General features: G+C 70.2%; 21 protein-coding genes and 1 pseudogene. 6 read left to right on the top strand and 16 right to left on the bottom strand.

Annotated elements, in window-relative coordinates; translation table 11 throughout:
- Window positions 1–13: 13 nt before the first annotated feature.
- Entirely contained in the window at window positions 14–847 is an 834-nt protein-coding gene (locus WG212_RS16580; RefSeq protein WP_337188223.1) for a thioesterase family protein, read from the top strand.
- Window positions 848–906: 59 nt separating this feature from the next.
- Here WG212_RS16580 and WG212_RS16575 read toward each other — a convergent pair whose 3' ends face one another.
- The gene (locus tag WG212_RS16575; protein ID WP_337188222.1) at window positions 907–1,662 is read right to left on the bottom strand and encodes a methyltransferase; all 756 of its coding nucleotides are present in this window, start codon (window positions 1,660–1,662) and stop codon (window positions 907–909) included.
- A 161-nt stretch (window positions 1,663–1,823) separates the two neighbouring features.
- On the opposite strand from WG212_RS16575, the gene WG212_RS16570 reads away from it, so the two are divergent.
- Window positions 1,824–2,792 (top strand): polyprenyl synthetase family protein, encoded by a 969-nt coding sequence (locus WG212_RS16570; RefSeq protein ID WP_337188287.1) that lies wholly within the window; start codon window positions 1,824–1,826, stop codon window positions 2,790–2,792.
- Here the strand turns inward: WG212_RS16570 and WG212_RS16565 are convergent.
- From WG212_RS16565 to fumC, 4 genes are read right to left on the bottom strand one after another with little or no spacing between them, the layout of a single operon-like run.
- Complete coding sequence (locus WG212_RS16565) at window positions 2,789–3,100, bottom strand: CcdB family protein (protein ID WP_337188221.1); 312 nt, start codon at window positions 3,098–3,100, stop codon at window positions 2,789–2,791. The two genes, WG212_RS16570 and WG212_RS16565, sit on opposite strands and share 4 nt — an antisense overlap.
- Window positions 3,101–3,331 (bottom strand): type II toxin-antitoxin system CcdA family antitoxin, encoded by a 231-nt coding sequence (locus tag WG212_RS16560; protein WP_337188220.1) that lies wholly within the window; start codon window positions 3,329–3,331, stop codon window positions 3,101–3,103.
- Between the two features lie 47 nt (window positions 3,332–3,378).
- Window positions 3,379–3,804 (bottom strand): GNAT family N-acetyltransferase, encoded by a 426-nt coding sequence (locus WG212_RS16555; RefSeq protein WP_337188219.1) that lies wholly within the window; start codon window positions 3,802–3,804, stop codon window positions 3,379–3,381.
- A complete protein-coding gene (fumC, locus tag WG212_RS16550) occupies window positions 3,801–5,192 on the bottom strand; it encodes a class II fumarate hydratase (RefSeq protein ID WP_337188218.1) in 1,392 nt (463 codons plus the stop codon). Before fumC ends, WG212_RS16555 begins: the two co-directional genes overlap by 4 nt.
- 79 nt (window positions 5,193–5,271) lie before the next feature.
- Between fumC and WG212_RS16545 the strand changes: the two are divergent.
- Window positions 5,272–5,641: pseudogene (locus WG212_RS16545) on the top strand (RusA family crossover junction endodeoxyribonuclease).
- 108 nt (window positions 5,642–5,749) lie between these two features.
- Here the strand turns inward: WG212_RS16545 and WG212_RS16540 are convergent.
- The 7 genes from WG212_RS16540 to WG212_RS16510 form a co-directional block, all read right to left on the bottom strand.
- Window positions 5,750–6,037, bottom strand: coding sequence for a DUF1153 domain-containing protein (locus WG212_RS16540; RefSeq protein WP_293375845.1), 288 nt, complete (start codon window positions 6,035–6,037; stop codon window positions 5,750–5,752).
- Between the two features lie 168 nt (window positions 6,038–6,205).
- On the bottom strand, window positions 6,206–7,591 hold the full coding sequence (locus tag WG212_RS16535) for a flagellar hook protein FlgE (RefSeq protein WP_337188217.1): 1,386 nt from the start codon (window positions 7,589–7,591) through the stop codon (window positions 6,206–6,208).
- Between the two features lie 56 nt (window positions 7,592–7,647).
- Entirely contained in the window at window positions 7,648–8,397 is a 750-nt protein-coding gene (locus WG212_RS16530; protein ID WP_337188216.1) for a flagellar hook assembly protein FlgD, read from the bottom strand.
- A 3-nt stretch (window positions 8,398–8,400) separates the two neighbouring features.
- Window positions 8,401–9,891 (bottom strand): flagellar hook-length control protein FliK, encoded by a 1,491-nt coding sequence (locus tag WG212_RS16525; protein WP_337188215.1) that lies wholly within the window; start codon window positions 9,889–9,891, stop codon window positions 8,401–8,403.
- 392 nt (window positions 9,892–10,283) lie between these two features.
- A complete protein-coding gene (locus WG212_RS16520) occupies window positions 10,284–11,267 on the bottom strand; it encodes an NADP-dependent oxidoreductase (RefSeq protein WP_337188214.1) in 984 nt (327 codons plus the stop codon).
- Between the two features lie 107 nt (window positions 11,268–11,374).
- Window positions 11,375–12,373, bottom strand: a complete 999-nt coding sequence (locus WG212_RS16515) for an NADP-dependent oxidoreductase (RefSeq protein ID WP_337188213.1) — start codon at window positions 12,371–12,373, stop codon at window positions 11,375–11,377.
- Window positions 12,374–12,377: 4 nt separating this feature from the next.
- The gene (locus tag WG212_RS16510) at window positions 12,378–13,271 is read right to left on the bottom strand and encodes an SDR family NAD(P)-dependent oxidoreductase (RefSeq protein ID WP_337188212.1); all 894 of its coding nucleotides are present in this window, start codon (window positions 13,269–13,271) and stop codon (window positions 12,378–12,380) included.
- Window positions 13,272–13,463: 192 nt separating this feature from the next.
- Between WG212_RS16510 and WG212_RS16505 the strand changes: the two genes are divergently transcribed.
- Genes WG212_RS16505 through WG212_RS16495 form a run of 3 tightly spaced genes read left to right on the top strand, consistent with a single transcriptional unit; the run spans window position 13,464 to window position 15,766 of the window.
- A complete protein-coding gene (locus WG212_RS16505) occupies window positions 13,464–14,585 on the top strand; it encodes a nuclear transport factor 2 family protein (protein ID WP_337188211.1) in 1,122 nt (373 codons plus the stop codon).
- A 33-nt stretch (window positions 14,586–14,618) separates the two neighbouring features.
- Complete coding sequence (locus WG212_RS16500; protein WP_337188210.1) at window positions 14,619–15,380, top strand: SDR family oxidoreductase; 762 nt, start codon at window positions 14,619–14,621, stop codon at window positions 15,378–15,380.
- A gap of 11 nt (window positions 15,381–15,391) precedes the next feature.
- Complete coding sequence (locus tag WG212_RS16495; RefSeq protein WP_337188209.1) at window positions 15,392–15,766, top strand: nuclear transport factor 2 family protein; 375 nt, start codon at window positions 15,392–15,394, stop codon at window positions 15,764–15,766.
- A gap of 12 nt (window positions 15,767–15,778) precedes the next feature.
- Here the strand turns inward: WG212_RS16495 and WG212_RS16490 are convergent, their stop codons facing one another.
- From WG212_RS16490 to WG212_RS16475, 4 genes are all read right to left on the bottom strand, one after another.
- On the bottom strand, window positions 15,779–16,525 hold the full coding sequence (locus WG212_RS16490; RefSeq protein WP_337188208.1) for a glutathione S-transferase C-terminal domain-containing protein: 747 nt from the start codon (window positions 16,523–16,525) through the stop codon (window positions 15,779–15,781).
- Between the two features lie 73 nt (window positions 16,526–16,598).
- The gene (locus tag WG212_RS16485) at window positions 16,599–18,806 is read right to left on the bottom strand and encodes a TonB-dependent receptor (RefSeq protein ID WP_337188207.1); all 2,208 of its coding nucleotides are present in this window, start codon (window positions 18,804–18,806) and stop codon (window positions 16,599–16,601) included.
- 211 nt (window positions 18,807–19,017) lie between these two features.
- Window positions 19,018–19,626: a VOC family protein gene (locus WG212_RS16480; protein WP_337188206.1), complete on the bottom strand. Its 609-nt coding sequence runs from the start codon at window positions 19,624–19,626 to the stop codon at window positions 19,018–19,020.
- Between the two features lie 162 nt (window positions 19,627–19,788).
- The gene (locus tag WG212_RS16475; RefSeq protein WP_337188205.1) at window positions 19,789–20,841 is read right to left on the bottom strand and encodes a hypothetical protein; all 1,053 of its coding nucleotides are present in this window, start codon (window positions 20,839–20,841) and stop codon (window positions 19,789–19,791) included.
- Between the last annotated feature and the right edge of the window lie 103 nt (window positions 20,842–20,944).

Raw genomic sequence — 20,944 nt, 5'->3', positions numbered from 1 at the left:
TAGTCGGGCTGGCATGAACGCCCCCGCCGTCGCCGCACCGACCGCCCGCCTGCATCCCTTCGACCAGGCCCTGTCGCTCCAGCCGCTCGGCGAGGGCCGTTGGCGGACCCATCCCGCCTACTGGAACATGGCCGGTCCGTTCGGCGGGATCACCGGCGCGCTGATGCTGCGCGCGGTGCTGGACCATCCCGAGCGGCGCGGCCGGCCGCTCGCGTTGACGGTGAACTTCTGCGGCGCCCTGGCCGAGGGTGATTTCGAGGTCGCCGTCAAGCTGGTGCGCGGGGGCCGCTCGACCCAGCACTGGAGCGTGGAGATGCGGGACGACCGCGGCGTCGCCACCACGGCCAGCGTGGTCACGGCCGCCGAGCGCCGGACCTGGACCCATGCGCCGGGCGTCATGCCGCAGGTTCCGCCCGCCCGACAGGTCGCGGCCGTCGACATGACCGGCCGCCCCGCGTGGACCCGCGCGTTCGAGATGCGGTTCGTGGAGGGGCTGCCGGCCTGGAGCGGGCGGCTGGAGACGCCGGCCGACGGACGCACCGTGCTGTGGGTGCGCGACGCCCCGGAGCGCCCGCTGGACTATCCCGCCCTGGCCTCGCTGAGCGACAGCTTCTTCGTGAAGATCATCCAGGTGCGGGGCGACCTGCCGCCGGTGGCGACGGTCTCGCTCACCACCTATTTCCTGGCCGACGAGGCCGAGATGGCGGTGCAGGGGACGCAGTCCGTCCTGGGCGTCAGCGACGTCCGCGCCTTCCGGCACGGCTTCAACGACCAGGCCGGCGAGCTGTGGTCGGCCGGCGGCCAGCTCCTGGCCACGACCACCCAGGTCGTCTGGTGGAAGGACTGAAGGGGCGCCTTCGAGCTTCCGCGTTTTTTGCGGTTCATGAATAGGCGCCGCTTCGCGGCCTATCGGAGCCAGGGCAGGTCGGTCTCGCCGCGCAGGATGGCCTCGACCTCGGGGCGGTGCTTGGCGCCGCCGCGGTCGTGCAGCACCAGGGGCGGCAGGAGCCGCAGGGGCGCCTTGCCCGTCTTCACCGCCCGCACCAGGACGCGCTTGGCCGGTTCGTCGGCGAAGGGGTGGATCGGCCGGACCTGGAACGAGCCGGCCTTGGGCGCCAGCAGGCCGAGCAGGTCGGCCAGCCGGTCGGCGCGGTGGATCATGGTGATGGTCCCGCCCTCGCGCACGGCCTTCAGCAGGAACTCGGTCCAGGCCATCAATCCCTCGTCGGCGATCCAGGCGGCGGCCTTCTCGGGCGCGGGCGCGCGCAGGGCGGCGGGATCGTCGAAGAAGGGCGGGTTGGCCAGGGCGGCGTCGAATGGCGGCAGGCCCAGCGCCTTGAACCGCGCGGCGACGTCGCCGATGAGCGCCTCCACCCGGCCCTGCAAGCCGTTGAGGCCCACGTTCGCCAGGGCCAGGGCCCGGGCGTCGGCATCCCGTTCCACGCCGGTGAACTGCGCCTGGGGCCGCCGCGCCGCCGCCGCCAGCAGGGCGGCGCCCGGGCCGCACCCGGCCTCGATCACCCGCGCGCCGGGGCCGGCGTCGCAGGCCGCCGCCAGCAGGGCGGCGTCCAGGCCGGCGCGATATCCGCGGGCCGGCTGACGCAGACGTATGCGTCCGCCCAGCAACAGGTCTTCGGTGACGTCCGGCGTCGGGGCGGTCATGGAGGAGATCGCGTGAATGTGTTCGGCTGCCTTCGCTTGACCGTGCCCTATCGCGTCACCATTGTCCCGGCAAACGGCGGCCGCTAAGGGCTCGGGCGTCCGACACGGTCTTGAGGAACGAACTTTTGGAAGCCGCCCCGGCCCTCGCCGCGCCGCCCTCGCTGGACCATCTGCTGACGCTGGCCGGCCCCGACATGCGCGCGGTCGACGGCCTGATCCGCGAGCACATGGACAGCCCGGTCCCGGTGATCCCGGCCCTGGCCGACCACCTGATCGCCGGCTCGGCCAAGCGGTTGCGGCCGCTGCTCACCATCGCCTCGGCGCGGCTGTGCGGCGCGCGCGACGACGCCTGCCTGAAGCTGGCGGCGGCGGTGGAGTTCATCCACACGGCCACCCTGCTGCACGACGACGTGGTGGATTCGTCCGAGCTGCGCCGCGGGCGCGTGGCGGCGCACCTGATCTGGGGCGCGCCGGCCAGCGTGCTGGTGGGCGACTTCCTGTTCGCGCGCGCCTTCGAGCTGATGGTGGGCGCGGGCTCGATGGCGGCGCTGGAGATCCTGGCCCGCGCCAGCCGGGTGATCTCCGAGGGCGAGGTGCTGCAACTCACCCGCAGCCACGACCTGGACCTGTCCCAGGAGGTCTACATCGACATCGTCAAGGCCAAGACCGCCGAGCTGTTCGCCGCCGCCGCCGAGGCCGGCGCGGTGTCGGCCGGCGCCTCGCCCGAGCGCTGCCGCGCCATGCGCCGCTACGGCCAGGAGCTGGGCCTGGCGTTCCAGCTCGTGGACGACGCCCTGGACTATTCGGGCGACGCCGAGACCCTGGGCAAGAACCCGGGCGACGACTTCCGCGAGGGCAAGGTCACCCTGCCGCTGCTGCTGGCCATGTCGCGCACGGGCGCCGGCGAGCGCGATTTCTGGGTCCGCACCATCGACCGCCGCGAGCAGACCCCCGCCGACCTCGACCGCGCCCGCGACCTGATGCGCGAGACCCGCGCCCTGGACGACACCCTGGCCCTGGCCGTCCGCTACGCCGAGGGCGCCAAGGCGGCCCTGGCCGACCCCGGCTCGAACAGCTGGCGCCCGGCCCTGGAGGACCTGGCCGATTTCGCGGTTCGCCGGCGGGCCTAGAAGCCTGTGAAGACGCGGTCGAGGGCGCGGCGGATTTCATCCTCGCGCATCCGCAGGTCTCCTCGACGGCGTCTCAATACGCCGCGATCGACAGCCAGCATCTCTGCGACGGACAGCACCAACTCCTCGTCGGCGAACTCGACATCCAGGCCCACGGCCAAGTACCTCGGACGTTCGGCGCGCCTGAGGAGCGGCGCGACAATTACCGTCGGAAGCCCCTCGAGGAAGTGTGATTGCAGGACGACGAGAAAGGGTGCGATCCGGCGCGACGCCTCAGTCGGAGACTCGTAGACATCGAACTGGCGCACTCACCAAGTCCTCAAATCCTCGCCAAAAACGCCGTACTTCTCGATCTGCTCTCTGTGAGCTTTGATCGCCTCGGCGTTGTCCTCGGCCCATCGCTTCGCCTTCTCCTCGTCCGAGAGGCCACGGTAGGGGGCGTATTCCGCCAGAGCCTTGCGGAGAGTCTGCTCGGTCATGCGCTCGACGGGCAGGCCAGCCTCGCGGGCCTGTTCCAAGAGCTTGGGGTCGATCTTCAATTCGCCTCTTCCCATGCAGCGGAGCATAGCGCCGAACGGCTGGCTCGTCAGTCGGCTCGGAACGCTTGAGTCCACGGGCGGTTCTCGACAGCCTCGAACCCCATCGCCTCCCAAAACCGCTCCGCGCCGGGGTTGCCGGCATGCACGGTCACGGTGCGGGTCTGATGGAGCGCCTCCTCCAGGAGGGCGCTTGCGAGCCTCCGCGCGACGCCGCGCCTTCGGGCGCGCGCCGTCACGAAGAGGCGGCGCATCCGCCGCGCCGAGGGGGCGGCAGGCTCCGGCGTCAGGCCGCCGATCCCGACCAGCTCCCCGTCCTCGAAGGCGGCGAGCAGCGCGGTGAACATCTCCGGCGTCTCGGCCATATCCGCGGCCAGCCGGCTCATGTGCCGGTGCCCTTCGGCGTCGGCCTCGGCGCGCAGGGCGTCGAAGCCCTCCGGCAGTTCCCGCCCGATCCGCACGAGTTGGACCGTCACCCCGGCCCGATCATCTTCTCCGGCCGGACCCATTCGTCGAATTCCTCGTTGGTCAGGTAGCCGCCGCCGACGGCCTCCTCGCGGAGCGTGGTGCCGTTCCTGTGCGCCGCCTTGGCGATCTTGGCGCAGTTGTCGTAGCCCAGCTTGCCGTTCAGCGCCGTGACCAGCATCAGCGAGCGTTCGAGGTTGGCCTTGATGTTGTCCTCGCGGGCCTCGGTCCCGGCCACCATGTTGTCGGTGAAGCTGACCGCGCCGTCGGCCAGCAGGCGGCACGACTGGAGGAAGTTGTAGGCCATCACGGGGTTGAAGACGTTCAGCTCGAAATGGCCCTGGCTGCCGGCGAAGGCCATCGCCGTCTGGTTGCCCATGATGTGGGCGCAGACCATCGTCAGGGCCTCGGCCTGGGTGGGGTTCACCTTGCCGGGCATGATCGAGCTGCCCGGCTCGTTCTCGGGCAGGGCCAGTTCGCCCAGGCCGGCGCGCGGCCCCGAGCCCAGGAAGCGCAGGTCGTTGGCGATCTTGAAAAGGGCGCCGGCCGCGGCGGTCAGGGCGCCGTGGCTGAACACCATCGCGTCGTGGGCGGCCAGGGCCTCGAACTTGTTCGGCGCGGTGACGAAGGGCAGCTTGGTGATCTCGGCGATCTTCTCGGCCACCTTCTCGGCGAAGCCGATCGGCGCGTTGAGGCCCGTGCCCACGGCCGTGCCGCCCTGGGCCAGTTCGTAGAGGCCGTAGAGGGTCTCCTTGATCCGGCGCACGGACATGGCGACCTGGTGCGAGTAGCCGCCGAACTCCTGGCCCAGGGTCAGCGGGGTGGCGTCCTGGGTGTGGGTGCGGCCGATCTTGATGATGTGATCGAACTCGGCCGCCTTCTTCTTCAGCGCGGCGTGCAGGTGCTCCAGCGCCGGCATGACCGAACGCGCCACCTCCTCGGCCGCCGCGATGTGCATGGCGGTGGGATAGGTGTCGTTGGACGACTGGCTCATGTTGACGTGGTCGTTGGGATGGACCGGCGACTTCGAGCCCATGACCCCGCCCATCATCTCGATGGCGCGGTTCGAGATCACCTCGTTGGCGTTCATGTTCGACTGGGTGCCCGATCCCGTCTGCCAGACGACCAGCGGGAAATGGTCGTCCAGCTTGCCGTCGATCACCTCCTGGGCCGCGGCGACGATGTGCCTGCCGATCTCGGGGTCGAGCTTGCCGAGCTCCATGTTGGCCTCGGCGGCGGCGCGCTTGACCACGCCCAGGGCGCGGATGACCGGCTTGGGCTGTTTTTCCCAGCCGATCTTGAAGTTGCCCAGGGAGCGCTGGGTCTGGGCGCCCCAGTAGCGGTCGGAGGGCACCTCGATGGGGCCGAAGGTGTCGGTCTCGGTGCGGGTCGCGCTCATCAGATCCCCCTGGTGCGTCCTGGTTCGGGCGGCCCACCGTTTAAACCGTGAGGGCGAGACTGCAAGGCGCCCCGCCGCTATGACGGCTTTCGATGGACGACCTCTGGACCCAGCATGGCAAGGTGCGCGCGCGCGAGGCGGACGGCGTGCTCGAGGTGGTGGTCGACGGGCTGACAACCCAGGCCAAGTACTACAAGCCGCTGATCTACGAGTTCTTCCGCAAGGCCTGGCGCGGCTCGCGACCCGGCTGGGGGGACTTCTCGGTCGAGATCGGCATGGAGTACGTGGGCGAGCCCCCCTGGCTCGACCTCGACAACCTGGCCAAGGCGCTGCTGGACGCCATCAAGGGCTACGCCTTCCACGACGACGCACAGGTGGCCCGGCTGCTGGTGGAGCGGCGACCGGGCGAGCGCGAGCGGATCACCGTCGTGGTGCGAAGGCTGCCCTGAGGTCCCGGCCCGAACCTGAGGCCCAGGCCCGAAGGCGCAAAAGAAAACCGGCCGCGCCCGGGGTGCGGGGCGCGGCCGGTTCGTGTCCGAACCTCTCGCGGGAGCGGTTCAGCGATACTGTTGCAGGCGCGTGGTGCGGAGGCCCGGCATGCCGTGGCGCTCGATCGAGCGCTGCCAGGACAGGAACTCGTCGTTGGTCAGCGAGTACCGCTCCAGCGCTTCCTCGAGAGAGATCAGCCCGCCGCGGACGGCGGCCACGACCTCGGCCTTGCGGCGGATCACCCAGCGGCCGGTGTTCGGCGGCGGCAGGTCGTTCTTGGTCAGGGGCGCGCCCGTCGGGCCGATGACATACGCCTCGCCGCGGCTGTTCGTGCGCGTCTGTTGTTGTTGGAGCATCGGCTTTCTACCGCCTCACCGTCACTGTCTTGCGGACAGCATAGGCCGATGCTCCTAACGGCCGCTGAATCGCCTTAGTAAAGAAAGCCCTAACCATGCGATTCCCCGTGTACCAAATTAGTACAATAGAGTTCATATGAAAATTTCGAAGTTTGTTAACCTCTGTTACTATCGCTTGATGTTTATGAGTTCTTCCAACATCTGATCTGCGGTCGTGATGATCTTCGAGGACGCTGAGTAAGCCTTCTGCGTCTGGATCAGGCCGGTGAACTCCGCCGATAGATCGACGGTCGAGGCTTCGAGGCTCGAAGGCGAAATCTGTCCCGCGCCGCCGATACCCGCTTCCTTGATCGTCATCTGTCCCGCCGCGAGGGTGGGTCGGTAGGCGTTGCCGCTCACCTGGGTGAGGCCGTCGGGATTGGGGAAGGTGGCGATGCCGATCTTGGCGACTTCGCGGATCTGGCTGTTGTCGTAGATCGCCGAGACGATCCCGTCCTCGCTCACCTCGATGGCGACGATGTTGCCGACGCCAGCCCCGTTCTGGCCGATCGAGTTCACCGTCGAGGTCTGGGCGTACTGGGTGATGTTGTCGAGGTTCAGACTGACGGTCTGAGCGTCGATCCCCAGCGCGTCGCTCCACTTCGGTTGCGCACCGCCCGAGGCGTTCAGCACGATCTCGGGCGTGGCGCCGGCCGCGCCGAACAGGGTCGTGCTGGCGAGGTCGATGGAGCCGTCGGCGTTGAACACCACCTGGCCGGCGGCGATCTGGCCGGGCCGTCCGGCCACGTCCACGTCGCTCGCCGGGATGGCGTAGATCTCGGCGTGCCAGGTGTTGCCGGTCGCCGCGTCGTCCTTGAGGAACGCCATCGCCGCTTTGCGGGAGCCGCCTTGGGAGTCGATGATGTTCAGCTCGATGACGAAGTCCGGGCGGGTGCCCGTGGACGGATCGTCGGCGTAGTCGGCCATCGAAGCGACAGTCGCGCCGTCGTAGGCGGCTTCCGCGGCGGAGACGACGCCGGCGGCGTTCAGATTGGCGTTCACCGTGCTCCGGGTCGTCGGCGAAACGGCCGCCCCCAGGTTCTTCACGTTGATCGACTGCATGTTGTTCAGATCGGACGGATTGACGTTGTAGGTCCCGTCCGCCTGGCGCGGCCAACCCTGCAGGTAGAGCTTGGCGTCGTTCACCAGGTAGCCGTCGGCGTCGACGCTGAACGAACCTTGACGAGTGAACGAGCGGGCGTCGGTGGCTGTCAGGCCCGCGCCCTTTTGCGCCACGATGAAGAAACCGTCGCCCGAGATGGCGAGATCGGTGGCCGAGCCTGAGGACTGGATCAGCCCTTGCTGGCTGACGAACTGTCGCGCGAGGCCCTGCACGCCACCCGCCGAATACGTCCCCTTCACCGACTGGGCGGTGACGACGTTGGCGAAGTTCACCTGGTTGCGCTTGTAGGCGATGGTGTTGACGTTGGCGATGTTGTCCGAGATCGCGGCGAGGGCCGAGGAGTTGGCCACCAGCCCCGAGACGCCGGCGAGCATGGCGGAATTGATGCTCATGGTTCTGTTCCGTTCTTGTCCTTAGGCGGTTCCGCGTCCTGCGGAGGCTCGGCCGCTCAGGCCGCCGCTTGAGACGACGTTTCGTCGTCCGGGTTGTTGGGGGTGTTGCTGCCGGAGCCGGTCGAGGCCGTCGTGGTCTCGCCCGGCGCCGGGGTCGTGGGCGCGCGGATCAGGGTGATCTTCTCCCAGGGGATCTGGGCGCCGTTGATGGTGATGAGGGTCTGGCCGTCGATCTGCTGGACGCCCGTCACGACGCCCTGGGCGAGGACGCCGCTGGCGACCGTCGAGCCTTCGCTGTCCTTGGCGGTCACCCGCAGGCTGTAGACCCCGTCGGCGGCCTTGGAGCCATCGGCGGTCTTGCCGTCCCAGACGAAGGTATGTTCGCCGGCTGCGTTGTTGGTCGGCGCCACCGTCTGGACGATGCGGCCCTTTGAATCGAGGACCTCGACCTTCACGTCGTCGGCCGCGCGGTCGAGCTTATAGACCCACTCGGCCTTGCCGCCGGAAAGCGCGGACAGATCGGAGTCGGCGCGGACCTCCTTGCCGATCAGGCTGACCGCCGTGGCGACGCCCGAGCCGGTGTTGGCGACCAGCTTCTCCAGGAGGTCGTTGGTGAGGAGCTGCTGCTCCACCCCGGTCATCTGGACGAGCTGCTGCGTGAACTGCGTGGAGTCCATCGGCGACAGCGGGTCCTGGTTCTTGAGCTGGGTGGTGAGCAGCGTCAGGAACGTGTCGAAGTTCTCGGCCAGACGGGTGCGGCCCGTCGCCGAGGCGGAAGCAGCGGAGGTGACGGCGTCGACAGCCATGGGTCAGATCCTCAGGTCCAGGCCGGCGTTCACGCCCCGGCGCAGTTTCAGCGCGCCCTGGGTCGCGATGTCGGCGGCGTCGCCGGCGGTTTCGAGCGCGGCGCGGAAGGCCCGCCCCCGGACGGTCTCGCCAAACTCGGAACGCGCGTCCTGCCAGGCCTGGCGGCCTCCGCCCTGATCCTGGGCGACGTCGAAGCTGAGGCCGCCCGCGACGTCGAAGCCGGCCTGTTCCAGCGCCCGCTGGAGGTCGGCCGCGCGGGCCTTGAGATCCTGGGCCGCCTGGGCGCTGTCGAACACGAGCGCGGCCGTCAGGCGGCCGTGGGCGCCGATCTCGACGCGGACGTCCACCTTGCCGAGGCCCTCGGGGTTGAGCTCGACGTCGAAACGGGTCGAGCGGCCTTCGAGCTTCTTCGCGATCTGCGCGGCCAGGTTGGCCACGGTCTCGGGCGAGCCTCGGACCGGCGCCGGCGTGGCGGTGGCGGAGGGCGTGGCGTCGGTGTGCGTGGCGGCTCGCGACCCGACGGCCGGAGCCGTCTCGGAGGGGTCGAGGAACGGGCCGGCGTCCTGGGAGCCTGCGTCCTGCGAGGTCGCGTCGGGGACGGCCGTCTCGGCGGGGGGCGGAGCGTCGGCCTTGGCGGCGGCCTTTTCGGCGGCGGCCTTGACCCCTTCCCGCGTCGCCGGGGCAGGGGCCGCCTCATCGATCGCCGCGCGGCGATCGGCGCGGGAGGCGCGCGACGGCGTCGTCGTCTCGGGCTGCGTAGCCGTCTGGGCGCCGGCGAGGGCGGCGTTCGGGATGGTGGCGTCCGGCGTGGTCGCCGGCGCCTGCACGGCCGGCGCCGTCGACGGCTCGGCCGTTGCGACGGCGGGCTGGGCGTTCCCGGTGATCGGCGGGGCTTGGGCCGGAACCTGTGGCGGCGCAGCCGCGGGAGCCGTCGCTGCGCGCCCGGCGGCCTGCGGGGGGACTGCGTCGGCGGGCGCGGTTCGGGGCGCGATGGTCGGGGTGATCGCGGGCGCGACGCCGGAAGCCGAAGCGTCGGCCGGGGCGGTCTGGGCCGGTGCGGTGAGGGCGTCGGGTTCGCCCCTGGCCGCGGGCTCTCCGGCCGCCACGGCCAGGGCGTCGGCCTGCCAGGCCGCGGCGGCGGGCGCCGGCGGGGCCGGGGCGCGGGCGGCGGCGTCTGCGCCGGTGTCGGCCGGGGTCGATGTGGCGGGTTGCGGGGCCGGCGGAAGCGGGACGGCGTCGGCGAGCCGGAGATCGGACGCCGTCGCCTCGCCGCCGTCGAGGCCGTTGGCGCGGGCCTCGGAGGTCGCCCCGGCGTCTTCGGAGTCGGCGTCCGCCGTGAGGTTCCCGGGCTGCGCGGCGGCGGATAGGGCCTGGGCGCCTGAATCCAGCGGGAGCTGGCCCGGCGGGAAGAGGGCGGCCATGAGGGCGTCGAAGCCCGCGCCGGCGGTTGCGCCTGCGGCGGCGTTCGGCGCACGGGCGGCCGGCGTCGTCATGGAGGCGGAATTGAGCGCGGACGCGGTCATGGCGACGGAAGCGGCACTTCGATGTGAGGGAAGCGCGTCCTGCGCCGGGCTCATTCGGCGAGGTCCGCAGCAATGCCGGCGCCAGTTCTGAGGGGGTTTGATTTGTAAGGGAAAAATATGATCCCGAGCCGGCTGACGCCAGTCGTGGTGGCGGATTTTGCCGAGTGGAAGACGCCCGGCTGGGGCGTTAACTGCCGCGTGGAGCCGGGCGAGGGAGGCGTGAAGGGCGCGGCGCGGCGTCCGGGCCGGCATCGCGCGCGCCGTTGGCGTTCACTCTCGAACCGGAGAAGACGCCCCGCGACGTCGGGCCTGGACGTCGCGGGACGAAGGCGGCCGCAAAGGCAGGCGGCGGTAGAGGGACGTCAGGCGGCGGCGCGGACCAGCATCTTGCCGCTGTTCCGGCCCTCGAAGAGGCCCACCAGGGCTTCGGGGGCGCGCTCGAAGCCGTCGAGGATCGTCTCCTGGTACCTGATCTTCCCGGCCTTGAGCCACGCGGTCATGTCGCTCTGGAACCGGGCGTTCAGATGGGCGAAGTCGGTGGCGACGAACCCCTCCATCCGGACGCGGCTGTAGATCATGCTGGAGAGGTTCTTCACCCCGATCCGGTCGCCGTTGTAGGTCGAGATCATCCCGCACACGGGGATGCGGCCGCGGACGTTCATGCGGGGCAGGACGGCGTCGAGATGGTCGCCGCCGACGTTCTCGAAATAGACGTCGATCCCCTTCGGCATGGCCTCGCGCAGCGCCTGGGCCAGCGGCTGTTCGCGATAGTTGATGACGGCGTCGAGGCCGGCCTCGTCGCGCAGCCAGGCGGCCTTGTCGTCCGAGCCGGTCGAGCCGGCCACATGGCAGCCCTTGATCTTCGCGATCTGGGCCACGACCGAGCCCACCGCGCCCGCGGCGGTGGAGACGAACACCTGCTCGCCCTCCTTGAGCGCGCCGACCTCCAGCAGGCCGCCGTAGGCCGTGATCCCCGTGCCGCCCAGGGCGTGCATGTAGACGCTGAGCGGGAGGTCCGGGTCGGGGCTGAGCTTGAGGAGGCCGCGGCCGTCCGAGACGAACCGTTCCTGCATGCCCATCGCATGGCGGATCACGTCGCCTTCGCGGAAGTCGGGGTGGCGCGACTGGACCACGCGGGCGAGGCCGCCGCCCAGCATGGGCGCGTCCAGCGGCTGGTCGGCGTCGAGGCGCGGCCGCATGTAGGGATCGACCGAGACGTAGAGGGCCTGGAGCTGGACCTGGCCGTCGGCGGCGTCGGGCGTGTCCACCCCGACGACGGCGAAGTCGTCGACCCTGGGCGCCCCCTGCGGGCGACGGACGAGGTGGATCTGGCGGCTCTCGGTCATGGCAGGCGTTTCCCGTTCCTGGTTCTGGTTCGCTTCCGGCGCGGTCCGGACGGCGGGCGCGTGAGCGCCGCCGTCTCGGCTCCGGCGGCCTGTCCCCCGGCGGGAGGTCAGACCTTCAGCACCAGCTTACCCACCTGCGCGCCGCCGAACAGCAGGCGAAGCACGTCGGGAAAGCGTTCGAGACCGTCCTCCACGTGTTCGCGGGCCTGGATCGCGCCGCTCGTCAGCCAGCCGGCCAGGGCGGCCCGGCCCTCGGGGTAGCGATCGGCGTAGTCGTAGACCGAGAACCCCTCCATGCGGGAGCGGGTCTCGAGGAGCCTGAGATAGTTGCGGGCGCCCCTCAGGTTTCCGATGTCGTTGTAGTCGGCCACGAAGCCGCAGACGGCGATGCGGGCGCGGTGGCGCAGGCTGAGCAGGGCGGCTTCGAGCGTGGGGCCGCCCACGTTGTCGAAGTAGACGTCGATCCCCTCGGGCGCCAGCTCGGCCAGGCGGTCGCGGACGTCCTCGCCCCGGTAGTCGATACAGGCGTCGAAGCCGAGGTCCCCGACCACGTGGGCGCACTTGTCGGGCCCGCCGGCCACGCCGATGACGCGCGCGCCGCGCAGCCGGGCGATCTGGCCGGCGACGCTGCCCACCGCTCCCGCCGCGGCCGACACCAGCACCGTCTCGCCGGGCTTCGGCGCGGCGATGTCCAGCATGCCGAAATAGGCGGTGAGGCCGGTCATCCCCAGGACGCCCAGGTGGCGGGGCAGGGGGAAGGCGGGATCGACGCGGGTCAGGGCCTCGCCCGGCCCGGCGTAGTGGCTCTGGGAGCCCAGCGGCCCCTCGACGGTGTCGCCCTCGTGGAAGCCCTCGGCGCGGCTCTCGAGCACCACTCCGACGCCGCGGGCGCGGACGACGTCGCCGATCGCGGCCGGCGGCAGGTAGGCGCCGCCGGCGTCCATCTGCGCGCGCAGGGACGGGGAGACCGAGATGTAGCGGTTGGCGACCAGCACCTCGCCCGGCGCGAGCGGGGCGATCGGCTCCTGTCGGACGTCCCAGTGCTCCGGACCGGGGAGGCCGGTGGGGCGCGCCTTGAGGCGGACGGCGGTCCTGACCCGCGTCATCGGCCTATCGCCCCACGGCCAGGTTCATGCGGCGGGCGCCGTTTGCGGCGACCAGGCCCGCGATGTCATCCCCCGCGTAGTCGGGGTCGGCCGACGCGCCGAAGGCCGCCAGGACCTCGGCGAACTGGGCCTGGGCCATCGCCTTCCATTCGGGGTGGGTGATGATGAAGAAGTCGCCGGCCTCGATCGCGCGGACCACGAACTCGCCGATCTTCGCGGGCGACATCCCGCCCGCCAGGACGCCGGTCATGTTCTGCGCCGTCTGCGCCGCCCGGCCCTGCTCGGGCGCGACCGGACGGAGGCGGGCGGTGGTGGCGACGATGCCGGTGGCCGACATGCCGGGGCAGAGGACCGACACCCCGACGTTCGTGTCGGCCAGCTCGTTCCGCAGGGCCATCGCGATGCCCAGGGTCGCGAACTTGGACGAGATGTAGGCCACCGAGATCGGCGGCGGCACGATGGCCACGAGCGACGAGGTGAGGGCGACGTGGCAGGGCGATCCGCTCGCCTTCATGCCACCCAGGAAGGTTCGGCAGGCGTAGAGGTGGGCGTGCGCGTTCACCGCGTAGGCCCAGCGCCAGACCTCGGGGTCGTAGGTCTCGAACGCGCCCGAGCCGCCGCCCACGCCGGCGTTCGAGAACAGGAGCCGCACCTCGCCGAAGCCGGCCGCCGCCTCGCCGGCGCGCGCCCAGTCGGCCTCGTCGGTCACGTCGAGGGCGAGGCCTAGCGCGTCGGTCCCCTCCCGGCGCAGGTCGGCGGCCGCGGCGGTCGCGCCGGCGGCGTCGATGTCGGCGAGGATCAGGCGCGCGCCGCGGCGCGCCAGCGCCTGGGCGGTGGCCAGCCCGATGCCCGAGGCGGCCCCCGTCACGAAGGCGACCTTGTCCTTGAGATCCTGCATCCGGCGTCTCCCTGGGTGTTCCTGCGGCGCCGTTTCCGCGCCTTGCGGGGGACCCTAGGACGGGGTCGGGACATGTCAACGAAGTTTACGGTTTTGCGCGCCGACGAGGTTGCAATCGGGTCCGACCTGACCTTTAGTTAGATGACTAAGTGATGATCCGCGGCCCACGCGGACGGACGCCCGGGAGGATGCATGGCGACCCAATCCGCCGACTACGGCCTTGCTGCGCTGGCGGCGCGCGCCGAGATCACCGACGTCATCCACCGTTACTGCCACGCCACGGACCGGCGCCGCTGGTGGCTGATGGACACGGTCTTCCACGAGGATGCGACCTGCCACCTCTCGGTGATCGGGGGATCGTGGCGCGAGTTCGTCGAGCAGGGCGCCGCGCTCCTGGCGCCTGTGGGCGTGACGCACCATCAGGTGGGCAACATCCAGATCGCGCTGGAGGGCGACGTCGCCCACGCCGAGACCTACGTCACCGCCTTCCACCAGGTGCCGGCCGACGCCCCGCCGGGCGGCCCGTTCGGCGGGACCGGCGAGGCCTACGACGCGATCTTCGGCGCGCGCTACATCGACCGCTTCGAGCGCCGCGGCGGGGCCTGGCGCATCGCCGAGCGCCGCTCGGCCGCCGAGTTCCGCCACTACCAGCCGGTGAACGAGGGCGGGCTGAGCGAGACGCCCATGCGGTTCCGCGGGCAGTGGGGCGACGACGACGTCTCGCTGCCGGTCGTGGCGGCGTGGCGCGGCCAGGCGGCGGCGCCGAAGCCGGACACGCTGGAGGACCTGGCGGCGCGGGCCGAGATCGCCGACGTCGTGAACCGCTTCTGCCACATGGTCGACCGCCATCGCTGGGAGCTGGTGGACGACGTCTTCCATCGCGATGCGACCAGCCGCTTCCTGGAGGCGGTGCGGACGATCCCGCAGGTCATGGACAGCGCCCGCACCATGCTGGGGCCGCTCACCGGCACGCACCACCAGACCGGCAACATGCTGATCACGGTCGACGGCGACCAGGCTTGGGCCGAGACCTATGTGACCGCCTTCCACGCCGTGCCGACCACCGCGCCGCAGACGTTCTGGGGCGGGCGCGAGGAACCCTACGAGGGCGTGGCCGGCGGCCGCTACATCGACCGCCTGGAGCGGCGCGACGGGCGCTGGAAGATCGCCGAGCGGCAGACGCTGGTCGAGTGGCGGCACGACCGGCCGGTCCGCGACGGGACGTTGAGCCAGACCCCGCCGCAGTTCCGAGGCCAGCGCGGCGACGCCGACGTCTCGCGCCCGGTCGTCGCGGCGCTGCTGGATCGCAAGTAGAGGGCGCGCGGCGCCGATCGGAAGGAGAACAGGGTGGCGGGACGTCTGGCGGGCAAGGTCGCGATCATCACCGGCACGGGCAGCGGCATGGGCCGGGCGGCGGCGCTGATGTTCGCGCGCGAGGGCGCGAAGGTCGTGGGCTGCGACATCAACCCCGCCGCGGGTGCGACGGCGAACGAGGCGATCGCGGCGGGGGGCGAGATGGTCTCGCTGCAGCCCCTCGACCTGTCGGTCGCCGAGGGCGCCGATCGCCTGGTGGCCTTCGCGCTGGAGCACTACGGCCGGATCGACGTGGTCTACAACAATGCGGCGATGGCCTATTTCGCGTTCGTCGCCGACATGGACTACGCGACCTTCAACAGGACCCAGGTCGAGGAGGTGGACATCATCTTCCACCTCTGCCGGGCGGCGTGGCCGCACCTGATCGCCGCCGGCGGCGGCTCGATCATCAACACCGCCTCGACGGCCGCGAAGAAGGGCTCCACGGGGCAGGGGATGCTGGCCCACTCGGCCGCCAAGGGCGCGGTGACGGCCATGACCCGGCAGTACGCCTGCGAGGGCGGCGCCTACGGGATCCGCGCCAACACGATCTCACCCGGCATGATCCGCTCGGCGCAGACCGAGCCCCTGATGCGTCAGCAGGGCTGGACCGAGCGGGCCATCTCGCGGCAGCTCATCAAGCGGATCGGCGAGCCCGAGGACGTGGCCGCCACCGCCGTGTTCCTGGCGTCGGACGAGAGCAGCTTCATCACGGGCTCGGACATCGCCGTCGACGGCGGCGGCATGGCGAACTGAGGGCGCAGGCGATGACCAATCTGGAGCTTCTGAAGCGCATCTACGCCAAGGACCGCGAGGCCCTCTGGGGCAACATGCGCGACGACTTCACCGTGCATTCGCCGGGGCAGAACATCCTGGCGGGGACCTATGTCGGCCCGGCGGCCTTCAAGGCCCATATCGAGCGCATCCACGCCCTGACGAACAACACCTTCCACGAGTCGTTGCAGGGGACGTTCTTCGCTGACGACACCTGGGGCCTCGTCGTCCACCGCATGACCGCCGAGCGGAACGGCAAGAGGCTGGACACCTGGGGGTTCGGCCTCTGGCGCTTCGAGGACGGCAAGCTCACCGACCACTGGGAGAGCGTCGGCGACCAGGCGCACTGGGACGACTTCTGGTCCTGACGGGGCCGATCGTCAGCGCGGCGGCTCGCGGTCGGCGGCGGCCGCCGCGACCCCGAAGCTGCGGTGCATGTTCTCGCCGAACAGGTTGGACCACTGCTGCGGCGTGAGCGTCGGGCGCCGGCTCTGCAGGTTGGGCGCGTTGCGGGTCTCGACGCCCCGCTGTACGGCCGGCCGCGTGGCGATGGCGTCCAGCCACCGGCGGACGTTCGGATACGGTTCGAGATCCAGGCCGATCGCGTAGGTGGCGCGCACCCACGGCCAGGCGGCGATGTCGGCCACCGAGTATTCGCCGGCGAGGTAGTCGGCTTCGCCGAGGCGCGCCTCCATCACCGCCAGGAGGCGCTGCGCCTCGGCGCCGTAGCGGGCGACGCCGTACTCCTGGCCCTCGGGCGCATAGCGGATGAAATGGTGCGCCTGGCCGTGCATCGGCCCCAGGCCCGCCATCTGCCACATCAGCCATTGTTGGGCGAGCGAGCGGCCACGGGGGTCGGCGGGCGTCAGCGCGCCGCCGGCCTTCTCGGAGAGGTAAAGCAGGATCGCGCCGGATTCGAACACCGCGAAGGGCTCGCCGCCGCCGGTGGGCTCATGATCCACGATGGCGGGCAGCCGGCCGTTGGGGTTGATGCGCCGGAACGCGGGCGTGAGGTGTTCGCCCTCGAGCATGTCGTAGGGGATGAGGCGGTAGGGCAACCCGACCTCTTCCAGCATGATCGTCACCTTGTTCCCGTTGGGCGTGGGCACAAAGTGGACGTCGATCATGGGACGGCGGCTCCAGGAGGGGTCGTGGGCGAGGCCGCGGGCGGCGCGCGCAGGACGCGCCGCCCGCGCCGGATCAGAACTTCACGCCGGCTTCGATCGCGATGTTCCGCGGCGGCTCGACCCAGTAGAGGGCCCGCGAGACGGTCGTGATCGGGACCGGCAGGCGGAACGAGCCGCTGGTGGTCAGTTCGTTGGTCAGGTTGGTGCCGACCAGGGCCACGTGCCACTGCTTCTCGGGCGGCGACAGCTCGATGCGGGCGTCCACCTTGGCGTAGCCCTTCTGACGGCCGTAGAGCGGGCTCTGGTCGTCCGAGTTGAAGTACTTCGAGCGGCCGGCCACGGCCACGGTGGTGGTCAGTTGCAGGGTGTCGCTGACCGCGGCGACATAGCGCCCGCGCACCGTGCCGCTCCACTTGGAGATGTTGGGCAGCGGCGAGCCGCGCAGGTTGTTCGCGGTGACGCTGGCCGGGACCGAGGGGTTGCACTCGGTGATCGGCTGGCTCGCCAGGCACTGGGCGCCCGGATAGTCGTCGTACTTCACGTCCTGGTAGGCGCCGGTGGCGTTGATGTCGAAGTTGTCGGTGGCGTACCAGGTCATCGACAGCTCGACGCCCTTGCCGCTGGCCTTGGCCGCATTGCCGACGATGTAGCTCTGGACGTTCGAGTTGTAGGTCGAGACCTGGAGATCGTCGAAGGTCGTCTTGTAGATCGCCCCGTTCAGGACCAGGCGGCCGTCGGCCAGGGTGCTCTTCACGCCGACCTCGAAGTTCTCGGACTTCTCAGGCTCGAAGACGAAGGTCGCGTTGGTGGTGGCGTAGGTGTTGCTGACGAAGCCGCCCGACTTCGAGCCCTGGCCGTAGGTCGCATAGGCCATGACGTCCGGCGTCACGTCGTACTGGACGGTGATCGAGGGGTCGACGTCGCCTTCCGAGATGTTGGCGTTGGCCGAGGTGATCGGACGGAAGGGGAAGGGGCCCAGCAGCGAGCGGACGCTGAACGCGCCCCGCTTCTTGGTGTGCGAGTAGCGCAGGCTGCCCAGGACGCGCAGCGAGTCGGTGGCGTGGAACGTGCCCTGGCCGAAGACCGACCAGGATTCCGACTGCTGCTTGAAGTGGCTGTACATGATGAACTCGCCGAGACCGGCGATGCCGTAGTAGTTGTACTGGTCCACCACGTACTGGGCGTTGTCGTAGTAAGCGCCCAGGATGTACTCGAACCGCTGTCCGGTGGGCGATTGCAGGCGTAGCTCCTGCGACCACTGCTGGAAGTATTCCGGATAGTTGTTCGACACCGTGTGCGGCGTGACGCCGCCGCCGGGGATCGCCTGGTCGAAGTCGTTGGTGTGCTTGGCCTTGAACGACGAGAAGCCCGAGACCGAGACGAGGCTGACAGCCCCGAGGTCCAGGGTGCCGGTGCCGGCCACGTTCCAGGCGATGGTGTCGAATCCGGCCTCGCCCAGCGGCCCGTCCGTGGTGAAGCGCGTCTTCTGCGGCTTCTGCTCGGCGGTCAGCAGCCCGGCCGTGGTGACGTTGCCGCGCTGCCGGGACTGGCTGAACTCGACCTTGCCCACATAGTCGAAGGCCTCGTTCGCGACGTACCGGGTGGTGAGGCGCGCCAGGAACTGCTTGTTGGTGAGTTCCTCGCGGTCGTTCTGGCCCAGGTTGGTGATGAAGCCGTCCTGGTCGCGGGCCTTGATGGCGAGGCGCGCGCTGAGCTTGTCGGTCAGCGGACCCGAGACGTAGCCGAACAGTTCGGGGCCGTCCTGGTTGAAATGATAGATGCCGGTGGCCGAGGCCTCGAAGGTGTCGGTCGGCAGGGCCGAGACCACGCTGATGGCCCCCGCGGCCGTGTTCTTGCCGAACAGGGCGCCCTGCGGGCCCCGCAGCACCTCGACGCGCTGCAGGTCGAAGAACGGCGCCATGAACTGCCGGTTGCGGCCGGCGTAGATGCCGTCGACGTAGAGGCTGACCGCCTGGTCGAAGGAATAGTTCTGCGACGGCGAACCGAAGCCGCGGATGTAGATGACGTCGTTGCCGCCGATGTTCTGGACGTTCATGTTCGGCACGCTGACCTGCCGGAAGCCTTCGGCGTGGAACGCCTCCAGCGCGCTCGCCGAGACGACCTCCATCGAGATCGGCACGTCCTGCAGGTTCTGGGCGCGCTTCTGGGCGGTCACGACCACCTCGCCCACGACGCTGGTGGCGAAGTCTTCGGAGGCGAGCGCGGCCGTGGCCAGTCCGCTCGCCAGCATGGTCGTGGCAAATAGAATCCGGGCGTTCATCGCCGCCTCCCCCTCTGAAATTCGCGTCGACGTTCTTTGGTCGACCTGGTCCGCATCCGGCGTTTCCGAGCGGCGTTCCGGTCCTGAAGGGGCCGGCTCCGGGCGGTCACGCGCCGATAATCCTTAGATGTATAATTAGATTACTAAGTGTTTCTGTCAACCGATCCCGCGCCGGGCGGCCGCGGGGCCGCCCGGTTTTGGGCGGGTGTGGCTATTTTGCCGCTTCGAGCTGGCGGGCAGGCGCCTTCAGCACCACCGGACGCGACTTGTGGCCCTGGGCGTCGACGGCCTCGTGCGCCACGTCCTTTTCGGTGAAGCCGGCGTGGGTCCAGGAGGCGAATTCCAGCATCACCCCGTCGGGGTCCCAGAAGTAGACCGAGCGGACGAACACGTCGTCGGTGACGTCGGGGCTCACCTGGTTGGGCGAGTTGTCGTGGTTCAGCACCGGGCCGGTCTCGATGCCCTTGGCCTTCAGCTTCTCGACGTATTCGTCGAACTTCTCGACCGGGACGTTGAAGGCGATGTGGTTCATCGAGCCGTGGGCCGAACGGATGTCGCCGCCGCCGGGGAGTTGGGCCGGCGCCGCGACGCCCGGGGCGGCGGCGGGCGAGTCGGGGAACCAGAAGAAGGCCAGCGAGTCGCCGTTGCCGATGTCGAAGAAGAAGTGCTGGCCCATGCCGTTGGGCAGGTCGATGGTCTTCACGAGCGGCATGCCGAGCACGTCGCGGTAGAACTCCACCGTCTTCGCCATGTCCTTGCAGACCAGCGCCAGGTGGTTCACGCCACGGATGTCGAACTCACGATTGGCCGGCTGGGCCATGTCGTCCTCCCTGGTTCGAGCCGACGCTCGATCATTGTGATGCGAAATTAAACGCCCCTTGCCGGCATTCGTCAATTTGATTGACGGTCTGCATCGCCTGTCGGGGAGGCCGGGCGCGCAGGTCCCGGGCGCCCAGGTCCCGCCCGGGGGCGGCGCCCGCGGCTAACCCCCGATCTCGCGCCGGACGATGGCGGCGCCGTCGGCCATCGCCTTCAGCTTGCCGAAGGCGACCTCCCGGCTCTGGTATTTCATCCCGCAGTCGGGGGCGACGATGAGCCGTTCGGCGTCGATGTGGGGCAACGCCTGGCGGATGCGCGCGGCCACCGTCTCGGGCGTCTCGACCTCAGGGTCGTTGAGGTCGATGACGCCGTACATGATGTGCTTGGTGGGCAGTTCGCGCAGGATCGAGGGGTCCAGTCGCGGCTGGGCGGCCTCGATCGAGATGATGTCGACGTCGGACGCCTCGAGCTCCTCCAGGAAGGCGTAGCCGCCGGGCTTGGAGGCCCCGCGATGGACATGGGCGTAGCCGAAGCAGATGTGCAGGGCCGTGAGGCCGGACAGGCCCTTCACGGCGCGGTTTATGGCCTCGATCGCGAAGCTGCGCGCCTCGTCGGCCTTGGCCTGGAGGTAGGGTTCGTCGAGCTGGACGATGTCCACCCCCGCCGCGAACAGGTCGCGCGCCTCGGCGTTGACGGCGTCGGCGTAGTCCAGCGCCAGGGCGCGGGCGTCGGGATAGTGGTCGTTCTGAGCCTGCTGGGTCATGGTGAAGGGACCCGGAATGGTGATCTTCACGGGGACGCCGGCGCGCTGCTTCAGGAAGCCGGCGTCCTGCGCCTCGATGGGGCCGGCGCGGCGGATCCGGCCCGCGACGCGCGGCACGGGATTCATGGCGCCGGTCCGGTCCATGGCCATGCCGGGCGGATCGGTCTCGATCCCCGCCAGGGCGGTCGCCAGCCGGTTCGAGTAGCTCTCGCGCCGCATCTCGCCGTCGCCGACGATGTCGATGCCGGCCAGCTTCTGGTCGCTGATCGCCACCAGGGTCGCCGCCTCCTGGGCGTCGGCCAGTTGCTGGGGATCCTTGATGCGCCACAGCTCCTGGGCGCGGACCCGGGGCGGCAGGCGGGACTTCAGGCCTTCACGGTCGATCAGCCAGCCCGGCTGGGGATAGCTCCCCACGATGGTCGTCGGCAGCAGCGGAAGGCCAGGGAGGAGCATGGGGCGACCTGAAAAGTTAGTATTCTAAATGTATTGGGTAGGAGCGGCGCCGGGACGTGTCAACGGCCCGCGCCGGCCGTGCGGGACGCGCGCGCCGGAGTCG

It is taken from the genome of Phenylobacterium sp. (genome assembly GCF_037189685.1).
GTDB lineage: Bacteria > Pseudomonadota > Alphaproteobacteria > Caulobacterales > Caulobacteraceae > Phenylobacterium.
Note: the sequence above shows the minus strand (reverse complement) of the source record. Positions and strands in the feature narration are given on the sequence as shown.